This window comes from Ruegeria sp. YTSA226 (assembly GCF_059609905.1).
This window is the reverse complement of record NZ_JBXWMQ010000008.1, coordinates 61,829-79,746: the sequence shown is the minus strand read 5'-3', so window position 1 is coordinate 79,746 and position 17,918 is coordinate 61,829. Positions and strand designations below refer to the sequence as shown.

Genomic DNA, 17,918 nt, shown 5'->3' with positions numbered 1-17,918 from the left:
AGGTGTGACGGCAACGAACCGACATCAATTCACCTATTCGCGAGATATGTGCTATGCGTGCTGCGCATATCAGCCTCCCGCCTGATGCGGTGGCTCAAAAACCGGTTCACAGATAGAAGTCCCTTTTTCGCGCGAACCCATAAACCAACAGGACGCCCTATGCCCCGAGCTATGCTGGCAAGCTTTGCCAATCGTATCGCCAAACCTGATCTTCGTTGGGTTCCGGATGAGGGCCTGACCGTCTCGCGCCTTCGGATCGAGCTGCTGTCCGGCCTGACGGTTGCACTTGCTTTGGTCCCTGAGGCGGTGGCCTTTGCGTTTGTCGCGGGCGTGCATCCTCTGGTTGGTTTGTATGCTGCGTTCATGGTGGGGCTGATCACTGCACTGATCGGTGGACGTCCGGGTATGATTTCGGGCGCAACCGGGGCGCTGGCCGTGGTGATGGTTGCCTTGGTGGCAGAACATGGGGTCGAATACCTCTTCGCTACAGTGGTTTTGATGGGAATACTGCAGCTGATCGCAGGGGCGATGCACTGGGGGCGTTTTATCAGGCTGGTACCGCATCCAGTGATGCTGGGGTTTGTGAACGGATTGGCCATCGTGATTTTTCTGGCCCAGATGGGCCAGTTCAAAGTTCCCGGCAGCATGGAAAACACGGGCCATGGCATGAGCGGTGGCGAATGGCTTTCCGGTATTCAGCTTTTTACCATGTTGGGTCTGGTCGGCCTGACTATGGCGGTGATCCTTATCGTGCCGCGCATTACACGCATTGTCCCGGCGCCTTTGGCAGGGATCATGGTCGTCGCAGCATTGGTGATTGGTTTTGGACTGGACGTCCCACGGGTGGGCGATCTTGCCTCGATCGAAGGTGGCTTGCCGCCGTTCCACATCCCGATGGTGCCGCTGAACTGGGAGACGTTTGAGATCATCCTGCCATACGCCGTAATATTGGCAGCGATTGGCCTGATCGAGTCGCTTCTGACGCTGAACCTTGTTGGCGAAATCACCAGCAAACGTGGCGGTGCCTCGCAAGAATGTATCGCCCAAGGGTTTGCCAATGTGGCCACTGGCTTTTTCGGAGGCATGGGCGGCTGTGCCATGATAGGTCAGTCCATGATCAACGTGAAATCAGGTGGGCGTACGCGCATTGCCGGTATCGCAGCGGCGCTGTTCCTGTTGGTATTCATCCTGTTCGCCTCCCCGCTGATTGAGCAGATTCCATTGGCCGCTTTGGTCGGGGTCATGTTCATGGTGGTGATCGGGACCTTCGCCTGGAATTCGTTCAAGATCATGCGCAAAGTGCCTTTGATGGACGCGTTTGTCATCGTGCTGGTGACAGTCGTGACTGTGATGGAGGACCTGGCGGTAGCGGTTGTTGTTGGTGTGATCGTCTCGGCCCTGGCTTATGCTTGGAATAACGCCAAGCGTATCCATGCAATCACCCGCGATTCACTGACGGAAAAAGGCGCAAAGGTCTACGAGATTCAAGGGCCGCTGTTCTTTGGTTCGTCCGAGGGATTTGTTGAGATATTCGACGTTTCAAACGACCCGGAAACCGTGATTGTCGATTTTGCCGAAAGCCGTGTGGTGGATCAGTCGGCATTGCAGGCCATCGAGAACATCGCTTCGAAATATGAAGCCGCAGGAAAGCGCGTCATGCTCCGTCACCTCAGTCGTGACTGTCACAAACTGCTGAACAAGGCAGGCCATTTGATGGTCGACAGCGACGATGACCCCGATTACGCGCTGGCGGTCGATTATTCTGTTCGCACCGGCATTCTGGGTGGGCACTGATTGTGAAAGGCGGCCAAATGGGCCGCCTTTTTTAGGGGGCTAAACGCTCCAGCATATCGACGTTTCCGGACAGCAGAGCACTTTTGGCTTCGGTAATCAGATCAGTTGGCCAATCCCACCACTTCAAAGCAAGCAGCCGGTCGATTGTACCGGCCTCAAACCGATACCGTCGTACTTCTGCAGGATTGCCTGTCACGATTGCATAAGGCGGTACTGTTCCGCGCACGACGGATCCTGCACCGATAATGGCGCCATCTCCGATTTCAGCGCCAGGCATGATCAAGGCACCGTATGCGATCCAAACGTCATTTCCGATCACGGTATCGCGCCTGTCAGGTTGATATTCCAACAGCTTTTCGGGATCGAAAACGGGAAAAGGATAGCATGTCGCCCCGCTCATGGCGTGATTGGCCGATGAAGTGATGAACCGGACGCCGTGGGCGATTTGACAGAATCTACCCAAGACAAGTTTTTCGCGGGAAAACGGGAATAGATAAGGGGCAAGGCGTTGCGCCCAATCCTCTGGTGCGTCGAAATCCGACGCATAGCTGTATTCACCGGCTTCTATTCTGGGGTGGTCGATAGCCTGAGACAGTAAGACCGTTCCCGGGTGGTCCGAGCCGTCAGGCAATGTGATTGGGTATCGGCGCGATGCGTCAGGTAAAGGCATTAGTCATCCGGTCTTGAAAGGCTGAACAGCTCGGACGCAACCGAATAATCCCGGTAGCCAAGCCGTGCCAGTGGTTTGAAAGACGTCACATCGAATTTGCCATCCCGCATATGGTCGTCGTTCAGATGCACTCCTGTCACTTCGCCAAACACAACCCGGTTCGCCTGTCCGGGCAGGGTCACGATCTGCGTGAGCTTGCATTCCAATGCGGCTGGGGCACCTTCGACACGGGCGCAGGGGATGGTCTCGCATTCGATTGCAGTAAGGCCGGCGTGTTTGAACTCGTCGACATGTTTGGGCAGCGCGGCTGAACTGGCGTTCATTGCGTCGCGGTGGGCGTGGGCGACAACGTTCACGCAGAATACGCTTGTTGCCTCGATATTGGTGATGCTGTCCTTTCCACCGTCCTGATCGGCCTTGGTTCCGGTCGAGGCAAACATGACCTGCGGAGGTGTGTAGGCCACACCATTAAAGAACGAATAGGGCGCGAGGTTGTTGGTCCCATCCGCGCCACGGGTTGATATCCAGCCGATCGGGCGGGGGGTGATGATGGCGTTGAACGGATTGTGTGGCAGGCCATGGCCGTCTTCTGGGCGATAGAACATAAGGTCTCCAAGCGTTTGCCCAAGGCGTAACGAAGTGCTAGGGCGAATTCCAGCTAGGAAAAGAGGGCAGGGTGCAGCAATTCGTGATCAGGCCGGAGGAGCCGGACGATTGGTGGGAAGTCGAGGCTTTGTACGATTTGTGCTTTGCGCCCGGGCGCGAAGCGCTGTCTTCGTATCGCCTGCGCGATGATGTTCCGCCAATGTCAGGCTTGTCACAAGTGGTGCGGGACGGGCAGGATATCCTGGCCGGTGCAATAAGATTCTGGCCCGTGCATGTTGGCGATCAGGACGCGCTGCTTTTGGGCCCTGTGGCCGTCCACCCGACCCATCAAGGTGAAGGACTGGGTGGATTTTTGATCCATGAAGGATTGCGGGCCGGGCGAACCAAGGGTTGGGACAGGGTCATGTTGGTCGGGGATGCACCCTATTATGCTCGGTTTGGTTTCACCCGTCTGACCGGGGTCGAGATGCCCCCGCCAACCAACCCGGATCGGGTTCTGGGCGTGGACCTGATACCCGGCGGATGGGACGGAATAACTGGTCCGGTAACCCGCTGGAACCGCTGAGCTATTGAAACCGTTGCGGTAAGTGCCGATGTTCTGGGGGCAGGAGGGTACTTATGCAGGACATGGTTCTTGTCGGAAAACTCAATGCCGAAGCGGAACTGGACCGTTTGGCCGGATTTTACCAATCCGCCGGAGGGCCGGGCGTCAAGTTGTTGAACAGTGTCGGTGGCTCGGCAGAGTCATTGCTTGAACAGCTGCCGCCATCTGTGCGCGAAGTCCTAACCGGGGCGACAGAAAAGGCGCTTTGGATTGCGATGAACGCGGCTGAAGGGTCGCGTAGGGCGGTGCCCGATCAGTTGCCATGGGTCAATACGGCCCTGACGACAGCCATGGGAGCTGCAGGCGGTATCGGTGGCGTTCCGACCGCATTGATGGAGTTACCAGCAACCACGACTATGCTGCTGCGTTCAATTCAGGGCGCTGCGGCGCGCGAAGGGTTTGACCCTTCTGAGGATGGTGTCAAATTCGACTGTGTCCGGGTATTGTCAGCCGCTGGTCCGATGTCTTTCGATGACGGCGCGGATCTGGGTTTCTTTTCGGCGCGCCTGACCCTGACAGGCCCAGCTTTGCAAAAGCTGATATCTGCCGTTGCCCCGAAACTGGCGGTGGTTTTGGGGCAAAAACTGGCTGCGCAATCTGTGCCTGTGTTGGGCGCCATAGCCGGCGGCGGTACGAATTATGTCTATACACGCTATTACCAACAGATCGCCCGCGTCCATTTTGGCCTGAGGCGGCTGTCAGTAGATGCCGATATTCCGCATGAGGTTCTGATCCGCAAACTTGAGGCGCGGATGCAAGGGATTGAAAAATAACGCTTCATATGGCATTCTTCAGGCGCAGGTCCGATAAATAAGCGCAAAAGCGCACCGGGCAGGCGGATAAAACGTTCCCTGGAGAGGCAGCAGGACGTGATCGAGCAAAGGCAACTCAACCTGCATCAAGCGGGCACTGTGCGAGTCGTACGGCAATCGGCAGCTCTGTGCTATCGTGTCCAACGCGGCACGCCTCAGGTGTTGCTCATTACAACGCGTGGTTCCGGTCGTTGGATAATACCCAAGGGGAATTTGATCGAAGGCCTCTCACCCTCCGGGACAGCCAGTCAAGAAGCCTGGGAAGAGGCGGGTGTGACCGGTACTTGCACTCCAAATGCCTTTGGGCAGTTCCTGCATTACAAGCGGAGGTACAAGAAAGGATCAGCGGTTTATCTGGTCGATGTCTATCCGCTGGTGGTCAAATCCCTGGCCGCGCGATACCCTGAATGGCAAGAGCGCAAGCGCAGGTGGTTTTCGCTGGGACATGCCGCCTCTCGGGTTAATTCGCCCGATCTTGCATCATTGTTACGCAATGTAGAGCATTTGTATCACTGATGTCCCCCTCAGGGGCTTGCCATTGCAATAGTGGTTGGTATCTATTTGGCATCCGACATCTGGACAGAACATGATTCAATATGCGTTGAAATGTAATAGCGGTCACAGCTTTGACAGTTGGTTTCAATCAGCCGCCGCTTACGACAAACTTGCCGCCGCGGGCATGGTGACATGCGCTGTGTGCGGTGATCCGCAAGTTGAAAAAGCAATCATGACCCCGCGTGTCCGCCCCGGACGTACGGTCGAATCTCGTGCCACGGTTCCGACATCTCGGGATGAGGTCGTCAACATGGCTACGCCAAGCGTTGATGTCGAGAAAGCCCTTTCTGAGCTGCGGCGCAAAGTCGAGGACAACTCGGATTATGTTGGCAAGGATTTTGCCAAAGAGGCCCGTAAGATACATTTGGGCGACGCGCCGGAACGTGCGATCTATGGCGAGGCCAAGCCAGAAGAAGCCAGGGCATTGATCGATGACGGCGTTCCTGTTGCGCCGCTGCCTTTCGTACCTTCGCGCAAGACGAACTAGCCCATGCATGTTGTTATCACCGGTGCTGGGCGGGGGATCGGAAAGGTTCTGGCGGACAGGTATCGGGCGCAAGGATGCGATGTAACGGGCACGGCTCGGGATGGCAGCGCGGAGGTGGCGCTGGATGTAACAGACCCAAAACAACATAAAGCGATGGCGGAAAAACTGGCAATGCGCCCTGTTGATCTGCTGGTCTGCAATGCCGGTGTATATCTGGATAAATCCCAAACCATCGATGGCTACCCCGCCGAAATGTGGGCGCAGAGTTTCGCTGCCAATGTGACGGGGGTCTTTCTGACAGTTCAGGCCTTGTTGCCCAATCTGCGCGCGGCACAGGGAAAGATTGCGATTTTATCCTCGCAGATGGCCTCGCACACGCGGGCGCCTGGTGGCAGCTATATCTACCGCTCGTCCAAGGCGGCGGTTCTGAACCTGGGGCGCAATCTTGCTGTGGACCTGCGCGGCGACGGCATTTCAGTAGGCATTTACCATCCCGGCTGGGTTCAGACGGATATGGGTGGGACCGGGGCTGATATCACGGTTGATAAGGCTGTTCAGGGCCTAATCAACCGTTTCGATACTCTGTCACTTGAAAGTACCGGGTGCTTTGAAACCTATGAAGGCCAGTCGCACCCTTACTGACGGGCAAGAGCGACTTTAGGGATCTCATATACCTCACCGGGATCAACGAAAATCACCATAACATCGCCTCGGTTTTCATAGGTGATCTTAGCTGCCGAATTTGTTGAATCCGGGATGCCATCGGTGAAATAGATGTTGCGGACTTCGCCATTTCCCATCGCAACCGCAAGCGTAGAGCTGCCGTCGTCACGGCGCCGCATTTCGGCGTTGCAAGTGCGCATCGCCTCGCCTGGGCTGGTCGCACAGGGCACCTTCCCCAAGGCGTTTTGACCGTCGGTGCCGGTCAGCGAGGCGACTTGCGCCGCCGCAGGTGTGGAAAATAGGGCAAGGACAAGGGCAAGACGGTGCATTGAATACCTCGTAGTGAATTTGATGCGTCAGGCTTACACCGTCATACGCGGTTGTAAAGCGATGCTAGGCCCCGACTGATGCGGTATTGCACTCTTGCTCTTGCGGCCCCCCTCGCATAAGACGCACGGGATCTGAATTCCAAGGCGCGGAGACATCAGCCCCCATGCCCGTACTCGTGATGAAATTCGGCGGCACATCCGTCGCAAATCTGGACCGTATCCGCCGTGCTGCAAAGCGCATCGGCGTTGAGGTGGCCAAGGGTTATGACGTGATCGTCATCGTCTCGGCCATGTCGGGCAAGACCAACGAGCTGGTGGGCTGGGTCAACGAAACCTCGCCACTGTTTGATGCGCGCGAATATGACGCCGTGGTGTCTTCGGGGGAAAACGTCACCGCCGGCCTTATGGCGCTGACATTGCAAGAGATGGACGTACCAGCCCGCAGTTGGCAGGGCTGGCAGGTGCCGTTGCTGACCACCAGCGCCCACAGCCAGGCCCGGATCGAGGATATTCCGACCGACAACCTGAACCAGAAATTCGGCGAGGGCATGAAAGTGGCCGTTGTCGCGGGTTTCCAGGGTCTCAGCCCTGAAGGCCGTATCACGACACTGGGCCGTGGCGGGTCGGATACCACTGCGGTGGCCTTTGCTGCCGCATTCGGGGCCGAGCGCTGCGACATCTATACCGATGTAGACGGCGTTTACACGACCGACCCGCGCATCTGCCAAAAAGCGCGTAAGCTGGATCGGATCTCATTCGAAGAAATGCTGGAACTGGCCTCGCTTGGGGCTAAGGTGCTGCAAACCCGCTCGGTTGAGCTGGCGATGCGATATAAAGTGAAATTGCGCGTTCTCTCAAGTTTTGAAGAACAATCCGACGAGGCCGGTACGCTGGTCTGCGACGAGGAGGATATCATGGAATCCAATGTTGTGGCCGGTGTGGCCTATTCTCGTGACGAGGCCAAGATGACCGTCGTTTCCGTGGCGGACCGCCCCGGTATCGCCTCGATCATCTTTACGGCGCTTAGCGACGCGGGCGTGAATGTGGATATGATCGTTCAGAACATCTCGGACGAAGGGCGCACGGATATGACCTTTTCCTGCCCCACGGATCAGGTGACGCGCGCCGAAAAGGCGCTGTTGGCTGTGAAAGACCGGGGAGAGCTGAACTATGCCGACCTGGTCGCAGATAATGATGTCTGCAAGGTTTCTGTGGTCGGGATTGGAATGCGTTCGCAATCGGGTGTTGCGGCCAAAATGTTCAAGATACTCTCGGATGAGGGTATCAACATCAAGGTCATTACAACCTCTGAGATAAAAATTTCCGTCTTGGTAGACAGGAAATACATGGAACTTGCGGTTCAGGCACTGCATGATGCCTTTGAATTGGACAAGGCGGCCTGAGCAATTCAGCCAAGGGTCACGCCTGAAACCTTAGACTGGTTGGGCTATGGCAGACGGCACAGAAACAGAATCCCGTAAGCTGCTGGGGCGGCTGCGTGAAGAGATGGCGAGCGAAGCTGCCGGTCAGGAACGTCTTGACCGGATCACTCACCTGATCGCAGACAGTATCCGGGCCGAAGTCTGCTCGATCTATCTGTTCCGCGACGAAGAAACCCTGGAACTTTGTGCGACCGAAGGCCTGTCGCCCGAGGCTGTTCATAAGACCCGTATGCGCATGGGCGAAGGACTGGTGGGGCGCGTCGCGAAATCCGGCAAAATCGTGAATACGCCCGATGCGCCGTCAGCCAAGGGCTTTCGCTATATGCCGGAAACGGGCGAGGAGCGATTCTCGTCTTTTCTGGGTGTGCCGATTCAGCGGCTGGGTGAAAAGCTTGGCGTTCTGGTTGTTCAGTCCCGCAACGCGCGCGAATATTCTGCGGATGAAGTTTATGCGCTGGAAGTGGTTGCAATGGTTCTGGCCGAAATGGCTGAACTGGGAGCATTCGTTGGCGAGGGCGCGGCCCTGTCGCCACGCCACCAGCAACCGGTTCAGTTTACAGGCGGCCCTGCACAAGAGGGCTCGGCCGAAGGCCATGTCTGGCTGCACGAACCGCGCGTTGTTGTTACCAACCCGATTGCCGATGACCCGCACCGCGAACAGGAGCGTCTGACCGAGGCGGTCGAAGAATTGCGCGTCGGTGTCGACAAGATGCTCGAGATATCCAAGAACGGCGACAAGGAACAGCTACAGGTTCTGGAAGCCTATCGCATGTTCGCCAACTCCAAAGGCTGGATGCGCCGGATGGAAGAGGACATTGCACTTGGGCTTAGCGCCGAAGCTGCGGTGGAAAAGGAACAATCCCAGGCGCGCGCGCGCATGAGCCAAGTCTCCGACCCCTATCTGCGCGAGCGATTGGCGGATTTGGACGATCTCAGCAACCGTCTGCTGCGCATTTTGACCGGGCAAGGGCAGACAAACAGTGCCGACCTGCCACCGGACCCAATCCTGGTTGCCCGGAATATCGGTCCAGGTGACCTGCTGGAATATGGCCGGTCCTTGAAAGGCATCGTGCTCGAAGAGGGCTCGGTCGGAAGCCATGCCACCATTGTTGCCCGTGCTTTGGCCATACCACTGGTGGTCCATGTTGGGCGCATTACGACCGAGGCCCTGAACGGAGACCATATCCTAGTTGATGGCGATCAGGGCACTGTGCAGCTCAGACCAGAAGATACCGTGGTCAGCGCGTTCCGTGATAAGGTCGCGATGCAGGCCAAGGCGCAGGAACGCTATGCCTCGATCCGCGAAACGCCAACGGTGACGCGGGATGGAGAGCGGATCAATCTGGTGATGAACGCGGGTCTGATGGCGGACCTGCCTTCGCTGAACAATTCCGGTGCCGAAGGCGTGGGCCTGTTTCGTACCGAGCTGCAGTTCCTGATCCGGAATAAGATGCCCAAGCGTTCCGAGCTTGTGACGCAATATCAGCGGGTTCTGGATGCGGCCGATAAAAAGCGCGTGGTATTTCGCACGCTGGATATCGGGTCCGACAAAGTTCTGCCCTACATGAAACATATCGAGGAGCCGAACCCGGCCTTAGGCTGGCGCGCAATTCGGGTTGGCCTGGATAAACGCGGCGTGATGCGGATGCAGCTGCAGGCTCTGATCCGGGCCGCCAATGGTCGTCCGTTGACAGTCATGTTCCCATTCGTGGCACAAGCCGAAGAGTATTATGAAGCGCGATGGGAAGTGAATAAGACCATCGACCGCGAGAAACGTCTGGGCCATGCCCTGCCTGAAAATATTGAAGTCGGAGCGATGTTGGAAACACCCTCGCTCGCTTTTGCACCGCAGAAGTTTTTTGACGAAGTCGATTTCATTTCGATTGGTGGCAATGATCTGAAACAGTTCTTCTTTGCTGCCGACCGTGAAAACGAGTTGGTCCGCCGCCGCTATGACTCGCTGAATGTCAGTTTCCTGACTTTTATCGAACGGATCGTAGAACGCTGCAACATCTCGGATACGCCACTCAGCTTCTGCGGTGAAGACGCAGGACGCCCGGTCGAGGCGCTGTGTCTGGCCGCGATGGGAATCCGGACGTTGTCGATGCGCCCGGCGTCGATTGGGCCGGTCAAAAGCGTATTGTTGCGTGCAGATCTGCAAGCAGTGCGCAAGATCATATCGGACGCTCGTCATCGCGGAGAGCAATCCGTGCGACCAGCTGTGATGGAATGGTTGCGCAGCCAGGGGTAGTGCGTCAAATCCACCCTTGCTTTCTTTTCTCGCTTTGCCTAAGGAAATGGTGAATGTTAGCGATAACATTTTCTATTCACCGGCGCTGTTAGCTTTAAGTGCTATTGTGGTTCAGCAGAGGATTGAAGGAGCCCGACGATGGTTTCACGCGTAATTCCCGTTAACCCGTTCGATCTGGTGCTGTTTGGCGCGACCGGTGATCTGGCGCAGCGAAAAATTCTGCCGGGTTTGTGTCATCGTTTTGAAGTCGGCCAGATGCCAGACGAAGCCCGGATTATCGGGTCTGCCCGATCCGCCATTGATAGCGACGCGTTTCGGGATCAGATACGCGCCTCGATGAAAGAGTTCGCGCCGGAATTCAAAAAAGACGTTCTGGACCGCTTTCTGTCACGCGTGGAATATGTACAGGTTGATGCCTTGGGTGATGCGGGCTGGGACAATCTGGCCAAGTCATTGCGCCCAGACGTTGTGCGAGCGTTTTACCTTTCTGTCGGCCCAAGCTTGTTCTCGGGCATTGCGAAACGGCTGAACGATCACGATCTTGCAACGCCTGACAGTCGTATCGTTGTGGAAAAGCCGTTTGGTCATGATCTGGCCTCGGCCAAGGCGCTGAACGAAGGGCTGCGCGCCTGTTTCGAAGAACATCAGATCTATAGGATCGACCACTATTTGGGCAAAGAGACCGTGCAGAACCTGATGGCCCTGCGCTTTGCCAATTCCCTGTTCGAGCCGTTGTGGAACGCAACACATGTCGACCACGTCCAGATCACAGTGGCTGAAACCGTCGGCGTCGAGGGGCGCGGGGCCTATTACGATCAGTCGGGTGCAATGCGGGATATGATCCAGAACCACTTGGTACAGCTGCTGTGCCTGACAGCGATGGAGCCGCCGTCCAAGTTCTCTCCCAACGCGGTTCGCGATGAAAAGGTCAAAGTGATCGAGGCGCTTGAGCCGGTGATGCCTGCGGATATCGCCCGCGGTCAATACCGCACGGGCGAGGGCGGTGACGGGTATCTGGACCATGTCGGCAACCCTGCAAGCCGGACAGAAAGCTATATTGCGCTAAAGGTTCATTTGGGTAACTGGCGTTGGGCTGGGGTGCCTTTTTATCTGCGCACCGGAAAACGTTTGCGTGCGCGCGAGTCGGAAATCGCCGTCTACTTCAAGGATCCTCCACACACTATCTTCCCCAATGTAGGGCCATTGCATGGAAATGTGCTGGTGATCCGTCTGCAACCGGACGAAGGGATCACCCTGCGCACCACCATCAAAGATCCCGGTCCGGGCGGGTTCCGCCTGTCGGATGTGTCGCTGGATATGAGCTTTGCCGAGGCGTTGGGCGCAGATGCGCGGGCTCAGGACGCTTATGAACGGCTGGTGATGGATGTGATCCGCGGTGACCAGACCCTGTTCATGCGTGGCGACGAGGCCGAAGCCGCCTGGGCTTGGGTTGACCCTATTATTCAGGGTTGGGAAAACCGGGGCGACCGGCCATCGAAATATGATCAAGGCAGTTCCGGGCCTGAAGAAGCTCTGATGCTGATGCATCGCGACGGGCGCCGCTGGCGTCAGATCGGAGGTTAGACATGGTTAATTCAGTTATCACCGACGTCACGCAACGGATTATAGCGCGCAGCACCGATTTGCGTGGCCCGCATCTTGAGCGGATGGAACAGGCCCGGTCCAAAGGCCCGGCGCGGGCGCATCTGTCCTGCAGCGGTCAGGCCCACGCCTATGCCGGCGCAGGCGATGACCAACAATCGATGGCCACTGGTACGGCGGGCAATCTGGGCATAGTTACTGCCTATAACGACATGCTGTCGGCCCATCAGCCGTTCGAGCGCTATCCCGGCTTGATCCGCGATGCGATCCGCGCCGCAGGTGGAACCGCACAGGTGGCAGGTGGCGTACCGGCAATGTGTGACGGCGTCACGCAGGGCGAGGCGGGGATGGAACTGTCGCTGTTCTCACGTGACGTGATCGCGCTGGCCACAGGGGTGGCGCTGAGCCACAACACTTATGACGCTGCCGTGTTTCTGGGGGTCTGCGACAAGATCGTGCCCGGCCTTGTGATCGGCGCGCAGGCGTTCGGCCATCTGCCAGCTGTATTCCTGCCCGCAGGCCCGATGACCAGCGGTTTGCCAAATGACGAAAAGGCCAAGATCCGCCAGAAATTTGCCGCCGGAGAGATCAACCGCGCCGAGCTCATGGCCGCCGAGATGGCCGCCTATCATGGCCCCGGCACCTGCACCTTTTATGGCACCGCCAATACCAACCAGATGCTGATGGAGTTCATGGGCCTGCACCTTCCGGGATCCAGCTTTGTTAATCCAAACACACCGCTGCGCGATGCGCTGACTGAAGAAGGTGCGCGCCGTGCTCTGTCGCTCAGTGCGCTGGGCAACAACTATGCGCCGGTCTGCCAGATACTTGACGAACGTGCCTTTGTGAACGGCATCGTCGGTCTGATGGCCACGGGCGGGTCGACAAACCTGCTGATCCACCTGATCGCGATGGCGCGCGCGGGCGGCATCGTGCTGGATTGGCAGGATTTTTCCGAAATCTCCGCCGTGGTGCCTTTGGTTGCGCGGGTCTACCCCAACGGACTGGCTGATGTGAACCATTTCCACGCCGCGGGCGGGCTGGGCTATTGCATTGGCACGCTGCTCGAAGACGGGTTGCTGCACCCCGACACGCTGACCGTCGCGGGGCAGGGGCTGCACAATTATACCAAAGAACCCAAGCTGAAAGACGGCGATCTGACCTGGGAGGACGGCGCAGGCCACAGCCTGAATGACAAGATATTGCGCCCCGCCAAAGACCCGTTCCAACCTACAGGAGGTCTCTCGCGGCTCAGCGGCAATCTGGGTACCGGAGTGATGAAGGTTTCGGCGGTTGCCCCCGAGCATCAGGTGGTCGAGGCCCCGGTACGGGTGTTCCAAACTCAGGATGCGGTCAAGGCGGCGTTCAAAGCCGGAGAGTTTACGGATGACGTCATCGTCGTTGTGCGCTTTCAGGGACCCAAAGCGAATGGCATGCCCGAATTGCATTCATTGACGCCGATGCTGTCGATCCTTCAGGGCCGGGGGCAAAAGGTGGCGCTGGTGACCGATGGCCGTATGTCCGGCGCCTCCGGCAAGGTTCCCGCTGCCATTCATATCTGCCCCGAGGCTCTGGATGGCGGCGCGATCGCCTATTTGCAGGACGGCGACATTCTGCGCGTGGATGCCGTAAACGGCGCGCTCGAAATCCTCACCCCAGGTGTGCTTGACCGCACTCCGGCCACGGCTGACCTTTCTGCCAACCAACATGGTGTCGGGCGCGATCTGTTCGGCGCGTTTCGCAACGCTGTAGGCACCGCGGATACCGGCGCCAGCATCTTCGGAGTGTAAGACCTATGTCCAAGACACAACGCACCCGTGAAATCTGTGCCCTTGCCCCGATTGTCCCGGTTCTTGTAATTGACGACGCCGCCAGCGCACGACCTCTGGCCGAAGCTCTGGTCGCGGGCGGTCTTCCTGCGCTCGAAGTGACCTTGCGCACCCCGGCTGCGCTCGATGCGATCCGGGCGATGGCGCAGGTTCCCGGTGGCGTCGTCGGGGCGGGTACATTGATCACGCCGGATGACGTGCGCGCCGCGAAAGAGGCTGGCGCGCAGTTTGGCGTCTCGCCCGGTGCCACCGACGCCCTGATCGCCGCATGTGAAGCCCAAGACCTGCCCCTGCTGCCCGGCGCCGCAACCGCCACCGAGGCGATGGCCCTGCTGGAAAAAGGCTATGACATGCTGAAATTCTTCCCGGCCGAGGCCTCGGGCGGGGCGCCTGCGCTCAAGGCTATCGGCGCGCCCTTGCCGCAAATCACCTTCTGCCCAACGGGCGGTGTATCGCCTTCAAATGCCCGAGATTACCTGTCTTTGTCCAACGTGATCTGTGCGGGCGGCAGCTGGGTAGCACCCAAACAGATGGTCGCAGAAGGCAACTGGTCCGGGATCGAAACGCTTGCCCGGGATGCCGCCAAGCTGATGGATTGACGCCGGAATTGGCCACGTTAGGGTAGGGCCAATTCAAACAGGTTGATCCCATGACACATCCAATCTCCCTCGCGCGTGGGCGCGAGTATCTGGCCATTCCAGGCCCCTCGGTCATGCCTGACGCTGTGCTGCAGGCAATGCACCGACCGTCACCTAATATCTACGATGGCGAATTGATCGAGATGATGCCCGATCTGATCCGCGATCTGCGTCGCGTTGCCCGCACGGCCCATAACGTGGCCATCTACATTGCCAACGGCCATGGCACGTGGGAGGCGGCACTGTCGAACACCATCGCGCCCGGTGAGACAGTGCTTGCCCCCGCATCGGGGCGGTTTACCCATGGATGGGCCGAAATGGCCGAAGGGATCGGCGCCAAGGTGGATGTGATCGATTTCGGAACCAGCTCGGTCTGGGATTTCGATCGCATTGCCGAGGTGCTACGTGCTGATTCATCGCATGATATCAAGGCTATACTTGCAGTTCACGTGGATACCTCGAGCTCAATTCGCAACAACCTCCCGGCGCTGCGCGCGTTGCTGGATGATCTGGGTCACCCGGCACTGGTGATGGCGGACTGCATCGCCTCGCTGGGATGTGAGCAATTCGAGATGGATGCCTGGGGTGTCGACGTGACTGTTACCGCCTGTCAAAAAGGGCTGATGACCCCACCGGGCATGGGGTTTGTATTCTTCAACGACAAGGCGCAGGCAAAACGGGCAGCAATGCCGCGTGTTTCCCGGTATTGGGACTGGCAGCCACGAGCCAATCCCGAGCTATTCTACCAATACTTCGATGGTACCGCACCGACCCATCATCTCTATGGGCTGCGGGCCGCGCTCGACCTGATCCACGCGGAAGGGATCGAAAATGTCTGGGCGCGCCATCAACGCCTCGCTCAGGCAATCTGGACCGCCTGCGAAATCTGGGCACAGGGCGGTGCGCTGTCGTTGAACGTAGCTGACCGCGCAGACCGAAGTCATGCGGTCACCGCGCTGTGCCTGAGTGGAGGGCTCGGAACCCCATTGCGGTCCTATACCGAACAATCGCTGGGCCTGACTTTGGGAATAGGCCTCGGGATGGAAGATTGGGACGGCTGTTTTCGCCTGGGCCATATGGGACACATCAATGCACAGATGGTCATGGCGATGCTTGGCGGCGTGGAAACTGCCATGGCCGCCCTTGATATTCCGCGCGGCAAGGGTGCGTTAGAAGCCGCCGCCACCGCGCTTGTGACCTGAGACCAGCCCCCGATCTCAGTGCAAATCTGTATCTCCATCTGGCTCAAAATACTTTTGGGGGGAATCGCGCAAACTGCGCGATGGGGGCAGACAGCCCCCGTCCCGATGGCCATAAGCGAGAGCTTCAGACGTTCAGCGCCCGGGCGTCAGCAAGCGCTTTTGGCAAAGAGGCGGCAAAAGCCCCTAGATTTGAGGCATCGCCGCAGCTCACTCGAATGCACCTGTTCTGAGGCGCGGCAAAGGGCATCCGAACGAAAACCCCCTGCGCCACCAGCGACTCCAGAACAGCCTTGGCAAACACCCCATCCTGACCGCAATCAATGGCCACGAAATTGGTGGCTGAGGGTAAAGGGAGCAGTCCGTTCTCCAACGCAATCGCGTTGATCCGCTTGCGCGCATCTGAGATGCGGGCACGGATTTGTAACAGCCAAACCTCATCCTGCAGCGCAGCCAACGCGCCTGCTTGTGCAGCCTTGTTCATACCGAAATGGTTGCGCACCTTGTTAAACGCCGAGATCAGGCCTGGCGCCCCAATGGCATAGCCGACACGCGCGCCGGCCATTCCGTATACTTTGGAAAACGTGCGCATCCGGATCACACGCGGGTCATCTGCGGCAACTGGCGCTGCAGTCCCGTCGGGGGCGCATTCCACATATGCCTCGTCCAGAACCAGCAGACAGCCATCGGGCAGCGCATCCAATACAGCCACGATATCAGTGCCCGAATGCCAGCTGCCCATAGGGTTGTCAGGATTGGCCAGATAGACCAGCTTAGCCTCGACCTCAGCGGCCTTGGTAAAGAGTGCTTGAGGGTCTTCGTGGTCGTCGCGATAGGGAACCGTGTGTATCACCCCGCCAAACCCGGCGACGTGATAGTTGAAGGTCGGGTAGGCCCCGTCCGAGGTCACAACCGTATCTCCTTGCCCAACCAGCAAGCGCACCAGATAGCCCAGCAACCCATCAATGCCTTCGCCAACCACGATATTTTCGGGTGAGACGGAGTGGTACTCAGCCAGGGCGTGGCGCAGGTTGTGGTTTTCCGGATCGCCATACATCCAGATATCGCCAGTTGCCCCCCGCATGGCCTCGATAGCGCGTGGCGAAGGGCCAAAGACATTCTCATTCGCACCCAGCCGGGCCACAAATGGTGCACCGCGCTGTCGTTCCTGTGTTTCAGGGCCGACAAAAGGCACAGAAGCAGGAAGAGATTGGGCAAGCGGGGTATAGCGTGGATTGGTCATGCAACCAGATAAACGCAAGGTCATCCGACAGGCAACCTTGCTTTGCCTGCACAGTGCCCACAGTCTGGCACCAACAAAAACAAAGGAGTGTCCATGCGCATCGCGATTGGTTTGGCTTTAGTGGGGCTTGCCTATTTGATATTTTGGCCTGTTGACGTGGACCCAGTGGCCTGGGAGCCGCCCGAAGCTCCGGGCTTTACCGGCGTGTTTGCCGAGAACAACGCTTTGGACAGCCTCGAACTAGTCTCTTTGCCGGATGGCGAGGAAGGCCCGGAAGACATCGCGATCATGCCGGATGGCACGATCTACACGACATCCATGTCCGGCGCGCTTTATCGGATCGACGGCGACAGCCCGGTCAAGATCGACGACCTGGGTGGGCGCCCTTTGGGTCTGCAAGCTGGGCCGGACGGCGCGCTATATATCGCAGATAGCTACCGGGGGCTGATGCGCTGGACCGGGCCTGGCACGCTGGTATCCCTTGTGTCCGAGATTGGCGGGTCTCCGGTGGTCTATGCCAATCAGTTGGACGTGGCTCCGGACGGTACGGTCTATTTCTCGAACTCGTCTGATCGGTTCGATCCCGAAACCATGGGCGGTACCAAAGCCACCTCGATCCTGACCATCTGGGAGCAGTCGGATACGGGATACGTGGCCCGCTATTCCCCTGATGGCACAACAAAAAAGGTGGCCGAGGGCTTTGTCTATACCAATGGTGTAGCGCTTTCCCCGCAGACGGATTTTCTGCTGATCGCCGAAACTGGCCGTGCGCGGGTGCACAAGCTCTGGCTAACTGGGCCGAGTGCTGGGCAGCGCGAGGTGTTGATGGAAAACCTGCCGGGATACCCCGATAACCTCACGGCGCAGGGCGACGGCACTTATTGGATGGCCTTCGCCAGCCCGCGGGTGCCGAGTGAAGCTTTGATGCCCTATCCCTTTTTGCGCAAGGTGATCTGGCGGCTGGGTCCTTTGGTGCGACCGGCGCCGATTCATCGCGGCATGATCGTCCAATTCGACGGGGATGGCACAATCCTGCAAACCTTGCAGGACCCCGGTGGGCGGCTGGGCATCACCACGGCGGGTCAGGTCGTTGGTGACCTGTTCTATGTCATGACGCTGGATTCGCCGTGGTATGGCCGGATGCCCGTCGCTGATTTGCCCTGACGTCGTGGTGGCACTGTCCTCGTCTTGCTG

17 protein-coding genes are annotated in these 17,918 nt (G+C 58.2%); 13 read left to right on the top strand and 4 right to left on the bottom strand.

The window, feature by feature from the left end:
• Window positions 1–159 precede the first annotated feature (159 nt).
• Window positions 160–1,794, top strand: coding sequence for a SulP family inorganic anion transporter (locus AC2FFF_RS12480; RefSeq protein ID WP_281995769.1), 1,635 nt, complete (start codon window positions 160–162; stop codon window positions 1,792–1,794).
• Between the two features lie 31 nt (window positions 1,795–1,825).
• On the opposite strand, the gene AC2FFF_RS12475 is transcribed toward AC2FFF_RS12480, so the two are convergent.
• Window positions 1,826–2,464, bottom strand: coding sequence for a CatB-related O-acetyltransferase (locus AC2FFF_RS12475; protein WP_281995770.1), 639 nt, complete (start codon window positions 2,462–2,464; stop codon window positions 1,826–1,828).
• A complete protein-coding gene (locus AC2FFF_RS12470; RefSeq protein WP_281995771.1) occupies window positions 2,464–3,069 on the bottom strand; it encodes a flavin reductase family protein in 606 nt (201 codons plus the stop codon). The genes AC2FFF_RS12475 and AC2FFF_RS12470 overlap by 1 nt, the downstream gene beginning before the upstream one ends.
• A gap of 71 nt (window positions 3,070–3,140) precedes the next feature.
• Between AC2FFF_RS12470 and AC2FFF_RS12465 the strand changes: the two genes are divergently transcribed.
• The 5 genes from AC2FFF_RS12465 to AC2FFF_RS12445 all read left to right on the top strand — a co-directional run bounded on the left by AC2FFF_RS12465 (window position 3,141) and on the right by AC2FFF_RS12445 (window position 6,170).
• Window positions 3,141–3,635, top strand: a complete 495-nt coding sequence (locus AC2FFF_RS12465; RefSeq protein WP_496882960.1) for a GNAT family N-acetyltransferase — start codon at window positions 3,141–3,143, stop codon at window positions 3,633–3,635.
• A gap of 53 nt (window positions 3,636–3,688) precedes the next feature.
• Window positions 3,689–4,447 carry an EcsC family protein gene (locus AC2FFF_RS12460; protein ID WP_142638025.1) on the top strand — a complete coding sequence of 253 codons (759 nt, stop codon included), beginning with the start codon at window positions 3,689–3,691 and terminating at the stop codon, window positions 4,445–4,447.
• A gap of 96 nt (window positions 4,448–4,543) precedes the next feature.
• The gene (locus tag AC2FFF_RS12455; RefSeq protein WP_271950475.1) at window positions 4,544–5,002 is read left to right on the top strand and encodes an NUDIX hydrolase; all 459 of its coding nucleotides are present in this window, start codon (window positions 4,544–4,546) and stop codon (window positions 5,000–5,002) included.
• A gap of 70 nt (window positions 5,003–5,072) precedes the next feature.
• Complete coding sequence (locus AC2FFF_RS12450; protein ID WP_281973266.1) at window positions 5,073–5,528, top strand: DUF1178 family protein; 456 nt, start codon at window positions 5,073–5,075, stop codon at window positions 5,526–5,528.
• Window positions 5,529–5,531: 3 nt separating this feature from the next.
• Entirely contained in the window at window positions 5,532–6,170 is a 639-nt protein-coding gene (locus AC2FFF_RS12445; protein WP_281973265.1) for an SDR family NAD(P)-dependent oxidoreductase, read from the top strand.
• Here the strand turns inward: AC2FFF_RS12445 and AC2FFF_RS12440 are convergent.
• Complete coding sequence (locus AC2FFF_RS12440; RefSeq protein WP_142638033.1) at window positions 6,164–6,520, bottom strand: hypothetical protein; 357 nt, start codon at window positions 6,518–6,520, stop codon at window positions 6,164–6,166. The genes AC2FFF_RS12445 and AC2FFF_RS12440 overlap by 7 nt on opposite strands.
• 164 nt (window positions 6,521–6,684) lie before the next feature.
• Here AC2FFF_RS12440 and AC2FFF_RS12435 point away from each other — a divergent pair, with 164 nt between their 5' ends.
• The 6 genes from AC2FFF_RS12435 (at window position 6,685) to AC2FFF_RS12410 (ending at window position 15,484) form a co-directional block, all read left to right on the top strand.
• Complete coding sequence (locus tag AC2FFF_RS12435; protein ID WP_142638035.1) at window positions 6,685–7,923, top strand: aspartate kinase; 1,239 nt, start codon at window positions 6,685–6,687, stop codon at window positions 7,921–7,923.
• A gap of 46 nt (window positions 7,924–7,969) precedes the next feature.
• The gene (ptsP, locus tag AC2FFF_RS12430; RefSeq protein ID WP_496882959.1) at window positions 7,970–10,213 is read left to right on the top strand and encodes a phosphoenolpyruvate--protein phosphotransferase; all 2,244 of its coding nucleotides are present in this window, start codon (window positions 7,970–7,972) and stop codon (window positions 10,211–10,213) included.
• A 138-nt stretch (window positions 10,214–10,351) separates the two neighbouring features.
• Complete coding sequence (gene zwf, locus AC2FFF_RS12425; RefSeq protein ID WP_142638040.1) at window positions 10,352–11,797, top strand: glucose-6-phosphate dehydrogenase; 1,446 nt, start codon at window positions 10,352–10,354, stop codon at window positions 11,795–11,797.
• 2 nt (window positions 11,798–11,799) lie between these two features.
• Window positions 11,800–13,605: a phosphogluconate dehydratase gene (gene edd, locus AC2FFF_RS12420; RefSeq protein ID WP_281973263.1), complete on the top strand. Its 1,806-nt coding sequence runs from the start codon at window positions 11,800–11,802 to the stop codon at window positions 13,603–13,605.
• Between the two features lie 5 nt (window positions 13,606–13,610).
• The gene (locus AC2FFF_RS12415; RefSeq protein ID WP_142638043.1) at window positions 13,611–14,243 is read left to right on the top strand and encodes a bifunctional 4-hydroxy-2-oxoglutarate aldolase/2-dehydro-3-deoxy-phosphogluconate aldolase; all 633 of its coding nucleotides are present in this window, start codon (window positions 13,611–13,613) and stop codon (window positions 14,241–14,243) included.
• Between the two features lie 50 nt (window positions 14,244–14,293).
• Window positions 14,294–15,484 (top strand): pyridoxal-phosphate-dependent aminotransferase family protein, encoded by a 1,191-nt coding sequence (locus tag AC2FFF_RS12410; protein WP_281973262.1) that lies wholly within the window; start codon window positions 14,294–14,296, stop codon window positions 15,482–15,484.
• A gap of 124 nt (window positions 15,485–15,608) precedes the next feature.
• On the opposite strand, the gene AC2FFF_RS12405 is transcribed toward AC2FFF_RS12410, so the two are convergent.
• On the bottom strand, window positions 15,609–16,724 hold the full coding sequence (locus AC2FFF_RS12405) for a pyridoxal phosphate-dependent aminotransferase (protein WP_281973261.1): 1,116 nt from the start codon (window positions 16,722–16,724) through the stop codon (window positions 15,609–15,611).
• A 93-nt stretch (window positions 16,725–16,817) separates the two neighbouring features.
• Between AC2FFF_RS12405 and AC2FFF_RS12400 the strand changes: the two genes are divergently transcribed.
• The gene (locus AC2FFF_RS12400; protein ID WP_281973260.1) at window positions 16,818–17,888 is read left to right on the top strand and encodes an SMP-30/gluconolactonase/LRE family protein; all 1,071 of its coding nucleotides are present in this window, start codon (window positions 16,818–16,820) and stop codon (window positions 17,886–17,888) included.
• The last annotated feature ends 30 nt before the right edge of the window (window positions 17,889–17,918 follow it).